Genomic DNA, 15862 nt, shown 5'->3' on the forward strand with positions numbered 1-15862 from the left:
CCCGTCACGGGGCCGTCAAGTGGGGGCGGTCGACGCGTCGGCCCGTCACTGGGCCGTCGTGCGGCGCGGTGCGCGCTCCTGGGGGCCGTCGGCAGTCGACCGGTTACCGGCCCGCAGCTCCCGCCGCAGCGTGCGCAGCGCGGCGCGTTCCTCGGCGCGGCGTCGCAGCCGGGCTCGCCACCGCCGGCGTGTGAGGAAGAGGAGAAGGGCCAGGGCGAGAAGGCCGGCGACGGTGAGGGTGGCGATGAGCCAGGGGAACGAGAACAGCCGGACCGTGTTGCTGTCCACGGTCCTCGTCGCGCCGCCGGGCACCGTGGCGGTCACCGAGGCGGTGACCGCGCGCCGGCCGAAGGCGGGGAGGCCGTCCACGCGGCCGGTGACGGTGGCGCTGCCGCCGGGGATCACGTAGATCCCCGCGGGGGTGAGCGGGACCGCTCGCGGGGAGCCGCCGCCGGTGATGTTCAGCGTTCCGGCGAAGGTGTGGAGGACGTTGCCCGTGTTGCGTACGGTCACGGTGAACTCCTCGCCGCCGCCCACGGATCGGTGTTCCAGTTCCGTGAGGGAGACCTGGAGGTCGGCGGTGCCGGGGACGGTGAGTTCGACGAGCCGGGCGATACGGGTCTCGGTGTTCACCCCGCCGCTGACCGCGGGGGTGCGCAGCGCGGTGACCAGGCTGCCGAGGTAGCTGCCCGGCGGGGTGCCGGCGGGGACCGTGAGGGAGAAGCGGACCGTGGCCGTGCTCCTCGGCCGCACCGTGACGGTGTCCTTGGTCTCCGGCTTCAGCCAGGCCCCGACCGCACGCATCCGCTGGCCTTCCTGCGCGGGAGCCAGTCCGCCGCCGGCCGCGTTGCTCACGTCGGCGCCGTAGACGTGGAAGGTCCGTGCCTCGTCGCTCTCGTTGTAGATGACCGCGGAGTCCTCGATCCGGGCGCCTGCCTTCAGCGCGTAGCCGAAGTGCCCGCCCTTCAGCGTCGTCAGACCGTGGAGCCCGGCCCGCACACCGAACGACGCACCCGCGGCTGACTCCGGTGGCGTCGGTGAGGGGGCGGGGGCCGGTGCTGCCTGCGCGCCCGGCGCCAGGGCGAGCACGAGGCCCGTGAGGAGGAGGCCCCACAGGGCGGCAATCCGTGCCCGGCGGGTGGCGGCCGGGGCGCGCAGACAGTCGGTCAAGGGATCAGCCGGTGATCGTGTACTGGAGGGTGCCGCTGTACGAGCCGGGGACCGTCTCCGCGGGGATGTTCCACTGCGCCGTCGACCCCTCGTGGCGGAAGACGCCGCGGGTGCCGCCGTCGCCGGTCGCCATCGTCACGGCCGGGGAGAGGCTCGTGCCCGGCTGCGGGTCGGCGCCCTTGGGGAAGTGGCCGCCAGGGCCGGGCTTGGCGATGCCCGTCCACCGACCACCGGTCCCGTTGAGGGATCGGCCGGCCGTGACCAGCAGGTTCTCCCACCCGATGGTGTCCTTGCCGCTGACCAGATCGGTGGTGGCGACGGTCACGGACCAGGGGGCGGTGGTGGAGAGGGTGTCGGTGTACGTGAAGGTGCCGAGTCCGGCCGGGTTGCTGACGGTGCCGGGTGTCAGCGTGCCGAAGTCGACGGCCGGCAGGTTCACGTCCAGCGACAGGACGCCGGGCGCCTTGGCGACCCGCACCGCCATGGACTGGGCCGTGCGGTTCGGCTTCGAGGTGTTCAGCAGCACCTGCGCCGCGACGCCCGCGGCGGTGGAGGCGGCCGTCAGGTCGGGCCGGCCGTCGGCGTCGAGGTCTCCGACGGCGTACGAGCCGTTCGCGCCGGCCTGCGTGTCGTGGACCGGGCTCGCGTTGCGGAAGGTGCCCGTGCCGTCGCCGAGGAGGACGGTGGGCTGGTTGTCGGGACCGTTGTTGGTGACCAGGTCCGGCTTGGCGTCCGTGTTGACGTCGGTGATGGCCACGCCTTCGAGGGCTCGGCCGCCGACCGGGTGGGTGACCGGGGCGCCGAAGGCTCCGCCGCCGTCGCCGAGGAAGACGGAGATCGTCCGGTCGGTGTGCGCGACGACCGCGTCCGGCTTGCCGTCGCCGCTCACGTCGCCGAGGGCGAGGGCGCGGCCCAGGGAGACGCTGTCGGCGAAGCGGGTGGCCGGACCGAGTCGGCCCTTGCCGTCACCGAGGAGGACGGAGACGTCGGACGTACCCGCGTTCACGGTGACCACATCGAGTCGGCCGTCGCCGTTCACGTCCCCGGTCTTCAAGCCGGAAGGGCGCAGCTGAGCCGCGGAGTAGCTCGTGGGACGGCCACCGCCCACGTAGTAGTTGTTCGCGGTGCCCAGCGCGCCGGTGCCGTCGTTGGTCCACACCGAGACGTTGTCGCCGTTGCTGTTGGAGGTCAGCACGTCGGGCTTGGCGTCACCGTTCATGTCGGCGACCGTGATGTCGGTCGGGAACAGGGCGTCCGTCGACGGGTTGACCGGTGTCGGCGCGAAGTAGGAGGTGGCCGGGGCGAATCCGCCCTTGCCGTCGCCGAGCAGCTCGACGACGCTGCCCATGCCTTCCGTGCCGTGCCGCGTGGGCCGCTTGGTCAGGGCCGCGGCGACGACCGCGTCCAGCCGGCCGTCGTCGTTGAGGTCCTCGACGGCGACCGCCGTCGGGAAGACGCCGCTGTCGAGCTTGAAGGAGACGCCGGGGCCGAATCCGCCCCTGCCGTCGCCGAGCGCGGCCACCAGGGTGTTCGATCCCTTGACCGCGGTGACGAGGTCGGCCCTGCCGTCGCCGTTCAGGTCGCCGAGCGCGACGGCGGTGCCCTTTCCGGAGCCCGAGGGCAGCGGGACGGCGGTCGCTCCGCCGAAGGAGACGGTGGGATCCGGCGCGGCCTGGGCGGCCGGTGCCAGACACAGCCCGGCCACGAGCGCGACCGCGGAGCCGAGCACGAGCCCGGCTCCGCGTGATGTGGATGTCTTCAACGTACCTGTCCCTTGGGGATGTTGAGGCACGCCGACGGGAGGAGTCGACCTGCGGTGGTGTGAGGGGAGCCAGATGCAGTCAACACCGCCGCAGTGCGCGTGATCAGTGGATGTCCCACCAGTTCCGAGGCCGCTCCACGGGCGTGGCCCGGTGTTTCCTACGACCGCCCGGCCGAACGGGCCGAACTGACGAGGCGAGCCCCTCGTCCCTGGCGTGGCGATTCCACTCACCACACCGGCGACCGAAGGGCCCGGGCCCTGAAGGTTTCCGTGTCCCGACCTGCTCGACGCCCCGCACGAGCTCGTCGAGCAGGTCGCCCGGCCGCTGCACGAACACCACCGGCGCCGCTTCTCACCTACGGCTTCACGTCGAGACGCACGAGCGCGCCGATCTCCACGAGTTGGTCCGGCAGGGCCAGGTCGGAGACCCCCATGACCGTGCTGGTGGGCCGGTGCTCCCCGAAGTACTCGGCGTGAAGACGTGCTGTCGTGTCGAAGTTCTCCCGCAGGCTCCTCACCAGAACCGTGGTCTCCACTATCTGGCTGCGCTCGGCTCCGAACTGCCTCAGCACCAGGTCCAGATTCTCCAGTGTGGTGCGGACCTGCAGTTCGAAGTCACCGGCACCCACGAAGTCGCCGTGACGGTCATGAGACAGCTGCCCCGATACGTAGACCGTGTCACCGACCTGGGTGGCCTGGCTGTACCCGTACAACGACTCCCACGGCATGCCGAACCCGAATACCTTCACCTGAGAACTCATGACCCACTCCCTTGATTCAGCGCGGGACCGTAGTCGCACGCAGGCCTCTTGCCTGGAGAAGTTATGGGTCCGTGCAAGGCGGTGCTTGTCCGGTAGCGCCGCCCGAGTGCTCTCTGCGCGCACGAAATCCGCCGCAGCCGTACCAGTGCGTACCCGTGTGTCGCGCACCGGGCGTCGGCTCTCGGGGGCCTCGCTCTCGTACGATCACGCTCTGTTCTCCGCCCCTCGGCGGGGCGAGCGGTTGCCCCCGGATGCGCGAGGGCTCTCCACCGTCAAGGTGGAGGACAACCCGACCCACGTCGCGGCGGCGCTCCTGGTGCTGGACCTCGCGCCCGACATCGTGACGGTCACTCCGAGCTGAGCTGGGCTCACGAAGACGGCGCCGCGGTCGGCACGCCGGGCAGCGTCGCCGAGGATCGGCCCTGGACCGGTCGTCGGACCAGGGCGCCGTCTTGCGTCGACTGGCGCGACACCGGTGCCGACAGGTCCGTGGTGTGTGGACGGGCGGAGAAGCTCGATCAGTGGACGAGCAGATAAATTCCCGTGGTTGACGGATCGTCAGGTAGGTCGCCCTGCGGTCGGCACGAGCCGCAGGGCGTTCCCGGAGAACCGCCCGGACAGCCGTCGGTGACGGCGCAGGGGGGGCGAGGGCGCCCGTTCTCAGGCGAGGACGTTGACGGCGCGGGCGACCACCAGGCCGAGGATGAGCAGCGAGACGAGCGACTGAACGCCCATGGCGATCTTGGCCCAGGGTGCCAGGGGCATCACGTCGGTGGGGCTGAACGCGGTGGCGTTGGTCAGCCCGAGGTAGAGGTAGTCGACGTAGCGCGGGCGCCAGTGGGCGCTCGCCAGCTCGGGGTTGAGCTGCTGGGGGAAGGCGAGCGCGGGCGCGCGGGGGAGCCGGTGGGCGCGGGCGGCGGCCCCGCCGCCGTCGAGTTCGAAGTACAGCAGCGAGAAGGCCAGGACGGTGCAGGCCCACACGGTGCCGCCCGACTGCAGCAGACTGGTGGCGGAGGCGGTCTCCTCGCCGTTCCCGAGGATGTCGTCGACCAGTTGCCCCGTGGACCAGACGGCGCTGAGCGCGAGCACGCCCACCAAGGCGATCGACAACGTGCGCAAGGCCGTCGACCGCCGGTCGATCCTGCCGGGGTCGCCGGCGATGAGCGCGAGCAGCAGCAGGCCCTCGACGGCCGGGATCAACCAGCGGGGCGCCAGACGGAGGGCGTCGGGGAGCAGGACGGTCAGCACCATGGCGGTGACGACGGCCATCGCCATCGGCCAGCGGGCCTCGCCGAGGGGCTCCGGCCCGTTCGGGCCCTCGGCGGGTTCGGGGGTGTGTCCGGTCACGGTGGAGAGCCCCTCACGTCGGGTGCGGAAGGGCGTCACGGCCCTGCTCCCGAAAGCTATAACCGGCCGGTGCGCGAACGGCGGATCTCACGCTCCGCGCCGTGCCCCGGGGCGCCGCCGCCCCGTCCGGCCGCGTCCTGGTCGCCGAGGACGGCCGTCGGCTCGACCCCGTCGACGAGGTCATCGTCCTGACCGGCTTCCGTCCCGACCCGACGTTCCTCGACGAACTGCGCCCGGCGCTCGACGAGCGGCTCCAGACCCCCGTCGAGCCGGCCCCGCTCATCGACCCGAACCAGCACTCCTGAGGCACCGCCCACCCGCACGGCGTGGAGGAGTCGACGCACCCGGAGGAGGGCCTCTACCTCGTCGGCATGAAGTCCTACGGCCGCGCTCCGTCCTTCCTCGCCCTCACCGGCCACGAGCAGGTCCGCTCCGTCGTCGCCGCCGTCGCCGGTGACCGTTAGTCCGCCGAGCGCGTCGAGCCCGTCCTCCCCGAGATCGGGGTCTGCGGCGGCGCCGGCCTCTTCGGCCAGCCCGCCGACACCACGACCGACGGCTGCTGCTGCGCGCCCCCGACGGCGCTCCGGATCGGCGTCGGAGCCCCGGCCGCGAACCACGGGAGGTGTACGTCGTCAACGCCGACGCCGACACCCTGCCCAAGCAACAGGGCAGCACCTGTTGCGCCGACCCGGCCCCCACCACCGACAGCGAGGCGGGTGAACCGGTCGCCGCCGGCGGATGCCGCTGACCTCTCGATGACCGAACTCCACGCCTGCGGAGCTGCGACCGGAGCAGAGGACCGGTCGCGGCCCCGCGCCGTCCCGCCCGCGCTCTGCGCCACCCAGATCACCAGCCGGGGCATCGTCCACTACGCCTTCCCCGTCCTGAACCCGCAGATCACCGCCGACAGCGGCTGGTCCACCGGCGCCACCACGGCCGCGTCCTCACTCGCCCTGGTCGTCTCCGGCCTCACCGGAATCCGGGTCGGCCGGATCATCGACCGCCGCGGCCCCCGCAGGGTCATGACGGCAGGCTCCATGGCCGGGGTCCTGAGCCTGACGATCGTGGCTCTGGCACCGAACCTGCCGGTGTCCTCCGTCGGCCGGCTGCTGGGCTGCTTCGCCATGGCGGCCACCTTCTACCAGCCCGCGTTCGCCGCCGCCCTGGCTGCCCACCTGTCGTGGCGCGAGACCTACCTCGTGCTGGCGGTGATCCTCGCCGCCGGCACGATCCCGGTCCACGCGATCGCCCTCAAAGCTCCCTGGCCCCCGGCAGCACCCTCATCCGTCGATACCGCCGAGAGCCCGAGAGCCCGAGAGCCCGAGAGCCCGAGAGCCCAGGCGCCGTAGCCCGAAGCCGACCGTTACTCCTGCTCACGATCGCGTTCACGCTCTCGGCCTTCGCGATGTGCGCCGTCGTCACTCTTGTCCCGCTCCTCCTCGAACGCGGCTACACCCCAACCCAAGCGGCCTGGGTTCTCGGCCCCGGCGGCGCGGGCCGAACCCTCGGCCGCACCCTCTACGCGCCACTGGCCCGCCACCCAGGCACGACAGCCCCGCACCACGACCCTCATCGCCCTCGGCGCCCTGACCACCGCTGCCCTCGCCGTCACACCTGGCCCCTACAGCCTGGTGGCCGCGGTGTCGATCGCGGCCGGCATGGTCCGCGGCAACCTCACCCTCCTCCAGGCCACCGTCATCACCGACCGCCGGGGCACACAGCACTACGGCCGGCTCTCCGCCCTCCTCAGCGCCCCCGCCATGACAGCCTCCGCTCTCGCGCCCTTCGCGGCAGCCACCCTCGCCTCAATCCTGGGCGGCTACCCGGAGTTGTTCGGAGTGCTTGCCGGCCTCGCGGTGGCGTCCGCGATCGTGGCAACGGCGAGATCCGTACGAGAAAGGAAGTGATTCCGATTGTCGAGGCCGACGATCTCGGCACAGTGTCGGCGTCTTTGCCCGCCTCGCTCGTGAGTCCCACGCCACCAAGGGCATGGAGCGGCGCCGGGTGAAGCGGCTCTTCGAGAACCTGCCGCCGGAGACCGGTGTGGGGATGTACGGCTTCCGGCACTACTTCGCCTTGAACGCCCGTGGCAACGGGATCCCGATCACCGACGTGGCGGAGTGGATGGGCCACAAGTCCATCGAGGAGACGTACCGGACCTACCGGCACCTGATGCCGGGCAGCATCACCAAAGCCGCCCGGATCCTCGACGCCGTCCTCTGGCAAGCAGCCTGATTGCGCCTCGGGGAGAGCCGTAGGGGGTGAGGCATCCGCGTAGCGTGAAGAACGGTCCATGAGCCGTCTCCGTTGGGTGGCCGGTAGGGGACTGCGGTGCCGCCGGTATGGGCACCGGCGGCTTGAAGGTCCTGTTGCCGACGAACGGAGCCTTTCGCGGGCCTGGCGTCACCACTCCGCGAAGGAGCCGTCCTTGTGACGCCAGACCGGGTTGCGCCAGCGGTGGCCGGTCTCGGCGGCCCGTTCCACGGCCTTCGTGTCGACCTCGATGCCGAGGCCGGGTGCTGTGAGGAGTGCGACGTGCCCGTCCTCGTAGCGGAAGACGGAGGGGTCGACGAGGTAGTCGAGGAGGTCGGAGCCGGTGTTGTAGTGGATACCGAGGCTCTGCTCCTGGATGAGCAGGTTGGGCGTGGCGAAGCCGACCTGGAGGCAGGAGGCGAGGGCGATGGGCCCGAGGGGACAGTGAGGGGCGAGGGAGACGTCGTACGCCTCGGCCATGGCGGCGATCCGGCGGGTCTCGGAGATGCCGCCCGCATGGGAGAGGTCGGGTTGGGCGACGGCGATGCCGGACGTCAGCACGGACTTGAAGTCCCAGCGGGAGTAGAGGCGTTCGCCGGTGGCAATGGGGATCGAGGTGGAGCGGGTGATCTCGCCGATGTGGTCGCTCAGCTCCGGGACGACGGGCTCCTCCACGAAGAAGGGCAGGTGGGGCTCCAGGAGGGGCAGCACGCGACGGGCCATGGGGATGGTCAGTCGGCCGTGGAAGTCGACCGCGATGTCGAAGTCGTCGCCCACCGCCTCCCGGATGCTGGCGACCCGTTCGACGATGCCGTGCACGGCCGCGGGGGTGTCGATGAACTCCAGCTGTGGCGATGCGTTCATCTTGATCGCGGTGAAGCCCTCGGCCTTCCTGGCGAGCGCCTGCTCCACGACGTCCTCGGGGCGGTCGCCGCCGATCCAGCTGTAGACGCGCACGCGGTCGCGGACGTTGCCGCCGAGGAGCTGCCAGACGGGGACGCCGAGGGCCTTGCCCTTGATGTCCCACAGGGCCTGGTCGATGCCGGCGACGGCGCTGGAGAGGACGGGGCCGCCCCGGTAGAAGCCACCCTTGGTGAGGACCTGCCAATGGTCCTCGATCCGCATCGGGTCCTGGCCGACCAGGTGGTCCGAGAGCTCGTCGACGGCGGCGGCGACGGTGTGGGCGCGGCCCTCGACGACGGGCTCGCCCCAGCCGGTGATCCCCTCGTCGGTGTCGATCCGCAGGAAGCACCAGCGGGGAGCGACGAGGTACGTGCGCAGAGAGGTGATCTTCACTTCGACTCCTTCTTGACCGACCAGCCGCCGTCGACGACGAGTTCGGTACCGGTGATGTAGGCGGCGTCCGACGAAGCGAGGAAGGCCACCGCGGAGGCGACCTCGTCCGCCGCGCCGAGACGGCGCAGCGCGGTGGCGTTCGCGGAGAGCCGTCGGTCCTCCTCGGACACGGTGTCCCACACCTCGGTGAGGATCGGGCCGGGAAGGACGGAGTTGAACCGCACGTCGGGTCCGTACTCGACGGCGAGCTGACGCATCAGCGCGCACGCCCCGCCCTTGGACGCCGCGTACGCGGGGTACCCGGGCAGGCCGAAGTGGGCGTGCACGCTGGAGGTGGCGACGAACGCGCCGTTAGTCTCGCGCAGGTCGTCCAGGAAGGTGCGGACGGCGAGGAACAGCGCCTTCAGGTTGACGGCGAGTTCGCGGTCCCACCCGTAGCCGTCCAGTTCCTGTGCCGCGGCGTCACGGTGCATGAAGGCGTTGCTGTGCAGGATGCCGACCTGGCTGGGGACGGCCCGGGTCCGCTCACGCAGCCGGAGCCAGTCCGTCTCCGAGGAGACGTCGCAGTGGACGTAGAGGGCGGAGCCGCCCGACCGGCGGATGCCGTCGGCGACCTCTTCTCCGGCGTCGTCGGAGATGTCGGCCAGGACGACCGTGGCGCCCTCGGAGGCCAGTCGGCGCGCGCTGGCCGCGCCGATGCCGGAGGCGGCGCCGGTCACGACCGCGGTGGTGCCTGCGAAGCGTTGCATGGGATGGTCCTTTCTGGTTCCGGACCGGGGCGGACGGAAGGCTCCGTCAGCCCATGGGATGGTCCTTTCTGGTTCCGGACCGGGGCGGACGGATGGCTCCGTCAGCGCCGGATGTCGTCTCCCGTGAGGAGGGAGCCCTCCGCGCGGCGGGGGAGCCCCTCCCAGTCGCCGGGCACGGATACGGAGAACGCGCCGCAGATCGCGGCGGTACGCAGCCTCTCGGTCGGGTCGGCGCCGTCCAGGAGCCCCGACAGGTAGCCGGCGACGAAGGAGTCGCCCGCTCCGATGGGGTCCACGGCCGTGACCGGGACGGCTGCCTGGACGAAGACCTCGTCGTCGACGAGGGCGAGGGCGCCGTCGGCGCCGAGCTTGATCACGCACTGCCGTGGGCCGAGCTCCGCGAGCGCCCGGGCGGTGTGGGCGGCGCCCGCGGCGTCCACCAGCAGCCCTGCCTCGTCGAGACCGGCGAAGACGAGGTCCGCCTCCTGTGCGAGCGGCCGGAGGGCCGCTGTGGCTTCTGCGGGAGACCACAGCATGCCGCGGTAGTTGACGTCCAGCGAGACAGTGGTCCCCGCGGCCCGGGCGACGGCCACCGCATGGCGGACCGCTTCCAGCGGGCCGGGTCCCAACGCCGGCGTGATGCCGGTGACGTGCAGGATCCGGGCGTCGGCGATGAGGTCCGGGTCGATGTCGTCGGGGCCCAGGCCGACTCCGGCCTGGCCCTTGCGGTAGTAGGAGGCCAGGATGCGGTCGGAGGTGCGGCGCTGGCGGAGCATCAGACCGGTGGGCAAGGAGGTGTCGACGCGCGCGCGGCTGGCGTCGACGCCCTCGGCGCGCAGGGCGGTGAGGATCATCGTCCCTGCCGCGTCCGCGCCGACGACGCCGGTCCAGGCGGCGCGGTGGCCCTGGCGGCAGACGCCGATGGCCACGGTCGCCTCGGCCCCGGCGAACGACAGGCGAGCGGACGCTCCGGGGAAGAGGGGGCCCGCTTCGCTGAGGGAGACGGCGAGCATCGCCTCTCCCAGAGTCACGAGGTCGGTCATCGCCGGGCTCCCGCGAGGGACGAGACGAGGCGGGCGGCGCGCTCCCGCAGGGCGTCGAGTCCGCCGCCCTCGCAGGCGTCGCCCACGAGGGGGCTGCCCATGCCGACGGCCTGGGCGCCGGCCGCGATGTAGGCGGGCGCCTCCTCGACCGATATGCCCCCGGTGGGCACGAGCGGTACGTGGGGCAGCGGAGCCCGGAGAGCGCGGATGTACGCGGGGCCGCCGGTGGAGGAGGCCGGGAAGAGCTTGACCATCGTGGCGCCCTCCTGCCAGGCGCCGAGTATCTCCGTCGGGGTGACGGCTCCCGGGAGGACCGGTACACCGAGGTGGCGGGCCTCCCTGATGACGTCGGCGGAGACGGTGGGGGTGATGAGATAGCGGGCGCCGGCGGCGACGGCCTGTTCGGCCTGCCGGGGTGTGGTGACGGTGCCGGCCCCCAGGGCGAGTCCCTCGGGGAGGTCCTGGGTGAACTCCCGCAGCACGTCCAGGACGCCCGGGGTCGTGAGGGTGAATTCCACGGCCCGCACGCCTTGTGCGCACAGGACTTCGGCGACTTCCGGGAAGCGGGCGGCGGAACCGGACCGGAGGATCGCGACCACGGGAGTCGTGGCGAGGGCGGTCGTGAGCGAGGTCATGGGGTGTGCTCCGTCGTGAGGTCTTCGTACAGGTGCGGGGTCTGCCCGACGGCACCCGGCCGGCAGACGAAGAGGCGTCCGGCGTCCCGCTGTGCGCGCAGTTGGTCCGGAGAGAGTTCCTCCCGCGCGGTGGTGATCACGAGAACGTCCAGCCCGGGTCCGGCGAAGGCACAGCTGGAGACGTTCGAGGCGGGGACCTCGACCACCGTGAGGAGGGCACCGTCCGGGGCGAAAGCACGGACCTCACCGGCACCCCAGACCGCCACCCAGACGTTTCCGCGGGCGTCGACGGTCAGCCCGTCGGGCACACCGCGGTCGAGATGTGCGAACGGCCGGCGGTTCGAGGGGGTACCCGTGACGAGGTCGTAGTCGTACACGTCCACCCGGCGGGTCGGGCTGTCGGCGTAGTAGAGGAGCCGGCCGTCGGGGCTCCACCCCAGACCGTTGGAGATCGTGACCGGGTCGACGACGGGGGTGAGTCCGGTCCGGTCGAGGCGGTAGAGCGTCCCCGCGCCGGGGTCGGCGCTCAGTGCCATGGTTCCGGCGAAGAGCCGGCCCAAGGGGTCGCAGGCGGCGTCGTTGAAGCGCCGCCGGACGTGGTCTGTGCGTTCCGGCAGCGTGGCGATCGTCGCGGTCCCCTCCGGCCCCACGTCGAGGATCGAGGCGCCGGCCGGGGCGAGCAGCGAGCCGTTCCAGGAGGGAAGGACGGCGCCCACGGTGACGCCGAGGTCGAGGGAGGCGCGGACAGCGATGTCCGGCAGACCACTGTCGTCGCCCCGCTGCGTGAGGACCCCGCGGTGGACGAGCCCGGCGGTGATGTCGACCCAGAGGAGTTCTTGCGAGCGGTGGTCCCAGACCGGGCCCTCGGACAGCCGTCCGGGGGCGGGGGCGCAGGGCAGGGCTGTTGTTCGGTGCATGTGAGGAGTCCCTTCTGCAGGAAAAGCTAACGGTTCCTCTAACTGTTGTAAATAATGGATGGAGTACATTGTGCAACCGTTGCAGGAAGGCCACGAGGGCGTGGCCCCGGAGAGGGAGGGTCGTGGCCAACCGCAGTGCTCAGGACATCAGACGCCGCAACCGATTCGAGGTGCTGCGCCGGTTCCACGCCTCCAGTGGGCCTCGGACGCGGCAGGACCTGGCCTCCGAGACGGCACTCTCGTTCGCGACCGTCTCCAATCTCACCTCCGAGCTGATCGGCGAGGGCGTACTGGTCGAGGCGGGACACGCGCAGTCCGGCGGTGGCCGCCCGCGTGCGCTGCTCACCCTCAACGCGGGGCGGGGCACGCTCATCGGCGTGGACGTCGGCGAGACCTCCGTCCGCACCGAGCTGTTCGACCTGGCGCTCGGGAAGATGGCCGTCGACGAAAGGCCCGTCACTTCCGAGGACGTGACCCCCGATCAGATCGCCGATCTGATCGAGGCGGGCGTGGGCGCCGTCCTCGCCGCTGCGGAGTCCCCCCGCTCCCATGTCCTGGGGGTCGGCATCAGCCTCCCCGGGCTCGTCGAGCGGGAGCGAGGAGTCTCGACCTACTCCCCCTACTGGGCCTGGCGGGACGTGCCGATGCGGGACCGTCTGGCTGAACGCCTCGAACTCCCGGTCCACCTGGACAACCCGCTCAAGGCCAGCGCCCTCGCCGAGATGTGGTTCGGCGCCGGGCGAGACGTCGACAACCTTGTCGTCGTCATGCTCCGCTCCGGAGTCGGGGCAGGTCTCGCCCTGGACGGCACGCTCTACCGCGGCGCCACGAACAGCGCAGGCGAGTGGGGGCACAGCTGCCTGGTCTTCGAGGGCCGACGGTGCCGCTGCGGCAACCTCGGCTGTGTCGAGGCGTACGTGGGGACCGCGGGCATCGCCGAGACCCTCCGTGCGCTGGCCCCCGACGACCCCCTCCTCGCCCAGGCCGACGGCGTCGCGGCGGCACTGCTCACCGGCCTCGCCGCCCGGGCGGCCGAGGGTGATCCGATCGCTCTCGCCGTGATCGGGCGGACCGCCGCCTATCTAGGGGCGGCACTCGGCAACCTGGTGAACCTCCTCAACCCCGAGACCCTCGTCCTCGGCGACCAGGTGGCCGCGCACCTCGGTGAACGTCTCCTCGCCGAGACGAGGGCGACTCTGGCCGGCCACACCCTCGCCCAGCCCCTCCGTGCCGTCACGCTTCGGCTCAGCTCGTTGCCGCACGACGCGGTGAGCCGGGGCGCGGCCGCCCTGGCCTTCGAGGGTTTCCTCAACGACCGTGAGGTCTTCGGCCCGGTGAGCCGCGCCCGTGGGGCCAAAGCCCGCGCCGAGGCGCGCGGGTGACGGGCGGGCTCCCGGCCGCTCCCGCCGACGCCACCCGGCGTCGGCGGGGCGTGCCACGGCCTCCGGCTTGAGGTGCACACCACCGGCGTCCGATGGCGGCGGCCGTCCTGGGACTGACCACCGTCCTCGCGCTGGCGTCCTGTTCCAGCGGCCGGCAGGAGGCGGGTCCGGGCGGCGGCGGGGACGTCGCCGAGGTCGACGGCAAGATCGCCCTGACGTACCTTCAGAAGCAGGGCGACCAGGAGTACTTCGTCGGGGAGGCGGCCGGCGCCAAGGCCAGGGCGGACGAGCTCGGCATCGACCTGAAGGTCGTCAACCTCGGCACCGACGCCAACAAGACCATCAGCGAGGCCCAGTCGGCGATCTCGCAGAAGAGCAACGGCCTGATCGTCGTCGTCCCCGACCCGGCCGTCGGCCCCCAGGTCGCCCAGATCGCCAAGGACGCCAAGGTCGCCCTGCTCACCTCCGACGACCAGATCTGCACGACCGGACCGGACCCGTCCACCTGTTCTCCCGACGCTCTCGTGCCCCGGGTCGGCTTCAGCGGAGCCCAGATGGGAGGCGAGGTCGGCAAGCGCGCCGCCGCCGAGTTCAAGAAGGCCGGCTGGAACGCGGCGGAGACCCGCACCATCTCCGCCTGGACGAGAACGTCCAGGCGAGGTGACCGCGCTGGAGAACGCCGGCTTCACGGGCGACGACGTCATCGGCGTGGGCCTCGGTGCCTACCTCGCCTGCAAGAACTGGAGCTCGGGCAAGCCGTCCGGAATGAAGGCCGCGCTGTTCATCGACGGCGAGGACGTCGGCGCCCCGGCCGAGACGAAGAAGGCCCCGCCGGCGGCGCGCAAGCACTCCCCGCCCCGCTGGCCGCCCTCGGCGGGCAGAACCTCAGCCTCATCGGTCCGCTCGTCGTCGTCCCTGCTCATCCGGGGTCAGAGCCTCGGGGTCCACTGCAACGAGGGGTCCGATCTCCTCGACCACCTGGCGGATCGCACGGTGCTCCAGTCACGTCATGTTGTTGACCGAACCCGGCCTCGGGATCCAGGTCGACGAGAGGGCTGTGTAACGGGCGGCGGAGTCCGCCGCAGTCGCGCGTCGCGCAGCCCGATGAGTTCCTCGGTCGTCCGCAGCCGAGCGGTCCCGCACCCGGCGGGGCCGTTTCGGTCCTGCCGGTCCACGTGGGGGACCACCGGGCCGAGCGCCGCCGCCGACACCAGGAGCAAGCGCCACTCCCTCTTGCGACCCCTTGCCCAAGCCCTGCCTCAAGGCTTTTACGTGCCGAAGCGGAGCTCGGGCGGCCCTGGTCAAGTGGACCTTCGGATCACGAGTTCGTGTGCCGCGTATTTGCGTAGCTGGGGGAGCGGTCCGTCCGTCGGAGCGTCGTACATCTGCCTGACGCTGTCGAAGGCCATCTGCACGAAGGCTGCGAAGTCCAGCCGCAGCGTGGTGAGTTCGGGTTCGACGAAAGCTCCGATCTTCAGGCCGTCGATGCCTACGACAGCGCACATGTCCGGCACGCTGACCCCACGCACCTTCAGCTCCTTGAGGGCGCCGAACGCCGACAGGTCGTTGAACGCGATGATGGCATCGGGCGGGTTCGGTGCGTCCAGAGCGATCTCCACCGCGCAACGCCCGACGGAGAGGTCGTCGTCCTTCGACTCGATGGTGATCACATGTGGCTCCAGGCCGCGTTCGCGCATCAAGCGGGTGTAGACCGCGTTCCGCACCGACTTGCCCATGGGGTAGGCGATGTCGACGAGCGAGATTCTCGAACGACCGCCGGCGACGAGGTGGTCGATGGCCTGTGCCAGACCGGGTTCGAGGTCGATGCTGAGGGCACTGCGCGGGTGCGCGGGGGACAGCGCGTCCAGAGTCTGCTCGAACGTGTCGAGCAGGACGAGCGGGAGGCTGCCGAAGACGCTGTCGATGTCCGGCGCGGTGAGGTCGGCGTAGGCGATGACCGCGTCGACCTGGCCGGCGAGGGCCCGGAGCTCCCTCTTGCCCGCCTCGGGACCCGGGTGCTTCTCCATCACGATCAAGGACCAGCCATTCGCTGCCGAAATCTTTGCCACTTCGGATGCAAGTTCCGAAAAGTAGGGATTTGCGAGATCAGATACGACAAGGCCGAGTGACCGTGTGGACTGCTGGACCAATTCGCGACCGAATCTGCTCGGCCTGTAGCGCAATTTCTCTGCGGCCTCGAGCACCCGTTTCTTGGTCTCCGCGCTGATCCCCGGCATGTCGTTCATCGCCCGGGTCACTGTTTGGCGGGAGACGCCCGCTAGTTCCGCTACTTCGATAATGCTGGCCCGCTTGGCTGCTACCCGCTTTTCCACGGGGTCAGGATACATGAGTGGTTCAAGCGTGTTGCCAGGACTTTCGTAGGCGCTTCCCCGGCATACGTCTGCCGGAGGGCGCGGTCCGGGGGTGCAGGCTTTTGGTGTCGATGCTCCGCTGGCGCCGGAGATGAACCCGCCTGTGGCGGTACGTACGGGCTTAGTTGGACGGTAAGGGTGAGTGCGGTGAGGAGTACTGCCAAGAAACAGGGAG

Annotated in this window: 14 protein-coding genes and 2 pseudogenes; 6 read left to right on the plus strand and 10 right to left on the minus strand. The window is 71.3% G+C overall.

What is annotated here, in order from left to right:
- Nucleotides 1-45: 45 nt before the first annotated feature.
- The 4 genes from ACF1BN_RS09115 to ACF1BN_RS09130 form a co-directional block, all read right to left on the minus strand.
- A complete protein-coding gene (locus tag ACF1BN_RS09115) occupies nucleotides 46-1170 on the minus strand; it encodes a hypothetical protein (protein WP_392330933.1) in 1125 nt (374 codons plus the stop codon).
- Nucleotides 1171-1174: 4 nt separating this feature from the next.
- Entirely contained in the window at nucleotides 1175-2899 is a 1725-nt protein-coding gene (locus ACF1BN_RS09120; RefSeq protein WP_392330934.1) for an FG-GAP repeat domain-containing protein, read from the minus strand.
- Nucleotides 2900-3288: 389 nt separating this feature from the next.
- Nucleotides 3289-3693, minus strand: coding sequence for a RidA family protein (locus tag ACF1BN_RS09125; protein WP_392330935.1), 405 nt, complete (start codon nucleotides 3691-3693; stop codon nucleotides 3289-3291).
- A gap of 660 nt (nucleotides 3694-4353) precedes the next feature.
- Nucleotides 4354-5040, minus strand: a complete 687-nt coding sequence (locus ACF1BN_RS09130) for a hypothetical protein (protein WP_392330936.1) — start codon at nucleotides 5038-5040, stop codon at nucleotides 4354-4356.
- A gap of 134 nt (nucleotides 5041-5174) precedes the next feature.
- On the opposite strand from ACF1BN_RS09130, the pseudogene ACF1BN_RS09135 reads away from it, so the two are divergent.
- The 4 genes and pseudogenes from ACF1BN_RS09135 to ACF1BN_RS09150 form a co-directional block, all read left to right on the plus strand.
- Nucleotides 5175-5651, plus strand: a pseudogene (locus tag ACF1BN_RS09135) (flavoprotein); the annotation flags it as partial.
- Nucleotides 5652-5662: 11 nt separating this feature from the next.
- The gene (locus tag ACF1BN_RS09140; RefSeq protein WP_392331023.1) at nucleotides 5663-5788 is read left to right on the plus strand and encodes a hypothetical protein; all 126 of its coding nucleotides are present in this window, start codon (nucleotides 5663-5665) and stop codon (nucleotides 5786-5788) included.
- Between the two features lie 7 nt (nucleotides 5789-5795).
- Nucleotides 5796-6947 (plus strand): annotated as a pseudogene (locus ACF1BN_RS09145) (MFS transporter).
- An 82-nt stretch (nucleotides 6948-7029) separates the two neighbouring features.
- A complete protein-coding gene (locus tag ACF1BN_RS09150) occupies nucleotides 7030-7275 on the plus strand; it encodes a tyrosine-type recombinase/integrase (protein ID WP_392330937.1) in 246 nt (81 codons plus the stop codon).
- Nucleotides 7276-7443: 168 nt separating this feature from the next.
- On the opposite strand, the gene dgoD is transcribed toward ACF1BN_RS09150, so the two are convergent.
- From dgoD to ACF1BN_RS09175, 5 genes are all read right to left on the minus strand, one after another.
- The gene (gene dgoD / locus ACF1BN_RS09155; RefSeq protein WP_392330938.1) at nucleotides 7444-8589 is read right to left on the minus strand and encodes a galactonate dehydratase; all 1146 of its coding nucleotides are present in this window, start codon (nucleotides 8587-8589) and stop codon (nucleotides 7444-7446) included.
- Nucleotides 8586-9338, minus strand: a complete 753-nt coding sequence (locus ACF1BN_RS09160; protein WP_392330939.1) for an SDR family NAD(P)-dependent oxidoreductase — start codon at nucleotides 9336-9338, stop codon at nucleotides 8586-8588. The genes dgoD and ACF1BN_RS09160 overlap by 4 nt, the downstream gene beginning before the upstream one ends.
- 101 nt (nucleotides 9339-9439) lie before the next feature.
- Nucleotides 9440-10381, minus strand: a complete 942-nt coding sequence (locus ACF1BN_RS09165; RefSeq protein WP_392330940.1) for a sugar kinase — start codon at nucleotides 10379-10381, stop codon at nucleotides 9440-9442.
- A complete protein-coding gene (locus ACF1BN_RS09170; protein ID WP_392330941.1) occupies nucleotides 10378-11016 on the minus strand; it encodes a bifunctional 4-hydroxy-2-oxoglutarate aldolase/2-dehydro-3-deoxy-phosphogluconate aldolase in 639 nt (212 codons plus the stop codon). The genes ACF1BN_RS09165 and ACF1BN_RS09170 overlap by 4 nt, the downstream gene beginning before the upstream one ends.
- Nucleotides 11013-11933: an SMP-30/gluconolactonase/LRE family protein gene (locus tag ACF1BN_RS09175; protein WP_392330942.1), complete on the minus strand. Its 921-nt coding sequence runs from the start codon at nucleotides 11931-11933 to the stop codon at nucleotides 11013-11015. Before ACF1BN_RS09175 ends, ACF1BN_RS09170 begins: the two co-directional genes overlap by 4 nt.
- A gap of 122 nt (nucleotides 11934-12055) precedes the next feature.
- Here ACF1BN_RS09175 and ACF1BN_RS09180 point away from each other — a divergent pair, with 122 nt between their 5' ends.
- Nucleotides 12056-13315 (plus strand): ROK family protein, encoded by a 1260-nt coding sequence (locus tag ACF1BN_RS09180; protein WP_392330943.1) that lies wholly within the window; start codon nucleotides 12056-12058, stop codon nucleotides 13313-13315.
- 92 nt (nucleotides 13316-13407) lie between these two features.
- On the plus strand, nucleotides 13408-14334 hold the full coding sequence (locus tag ACF1BN_RS09185) for a hypothetical protein (RefSeq protein ID WP_392330944.1): 927 nt from the start codon (nucleotides 13408-13410) through the stop codon (nucleotides 14332-14334).
- A gap of 282 nt (nucleotides 14335-14616) precedes the next feature.
- Here the strand turns inward: ACF1BN_RS09185 and ACF1BN_RS09190 are convergent, their stop codons facing one another.
- Complete coding sequence (locus ACF1BN_RS09190) at nucleotides 14617-15648, minus strand: LacI family DNA-binding transcriptional regulator (RefSeq protein WP_392330945.1); 1032 nt, start codon at nucleotides 15646-15648, stop codon at nucleotides 14617-14619.
- Between the last annotated feature and the right edge of the window lie 214 nt (nucleotides 15649-15862).

The sequence above is a fragment of the Streptomyces sp. NPDC014861 genome, from assembly GCF_043081625.1.
GTDB lineage: Bacteria > Actinomycetota > Actinomycetes > Streptomycetales > Streptomycetaceae > Streptomyces.

Excerpts from the sequence above, each read along its gene's own strand:
- ACF1BN_RS09160 (WP_392330939.1), bottom strand. The coding sequence starts at position 9,338 with ATGCAACGCTTCGCAGGCACCACCGCGGTCGTGACCGGCGCCGCCTCC.
- ACF1BN_RS09175 (WP_392330942.1), bottom strand. The coding sequence starts at position 11,933 with ATGCACCGAACAACAGCCCTGCCCTGCGCCCCCGCCCCCGGACGGCTG.
- ACF1BN_RS09185 (WP_392330944.1), top strand. The coding sequence starts at position 13,408 with ATGGCGGCGGCCGTCCTGGGACTGACCACCGTCCTCGCGCTGGCGTCC.
- ACF1BN_RS09150 (WP_392330937.1), top strand. The coding sequence starts at position 7,030 with ATGGAGCGGCGCCGGGTGAAGCGGCTCTTCGAGAACCTGCCGCCGGAG.
- ACF1BN_RS09170 (WP_392330941.1), bottom strand. The coding sequence starts at position 11,016 with ATGACCTCGCTCACGACCGCCCTCGCCACGACTCCCGTGGTCGCGATC.
- ACF1BN_RS09165 (WP_392330940.1), bottom strand. The coding sequence starts at position 10,381 with ATGACCGACCTCGTGACTCTGGGAGAGGCGATGCTCGCCGTCTCCCTC.
- ACF1BN_RS09125 (WP_392330935.1), bottom strand. The coding sequence starts at position 3,693 with ATGAGTTCTCAGGTGAAGGTATTCGGGTTCGGCATGCCGTGGGAGTCG.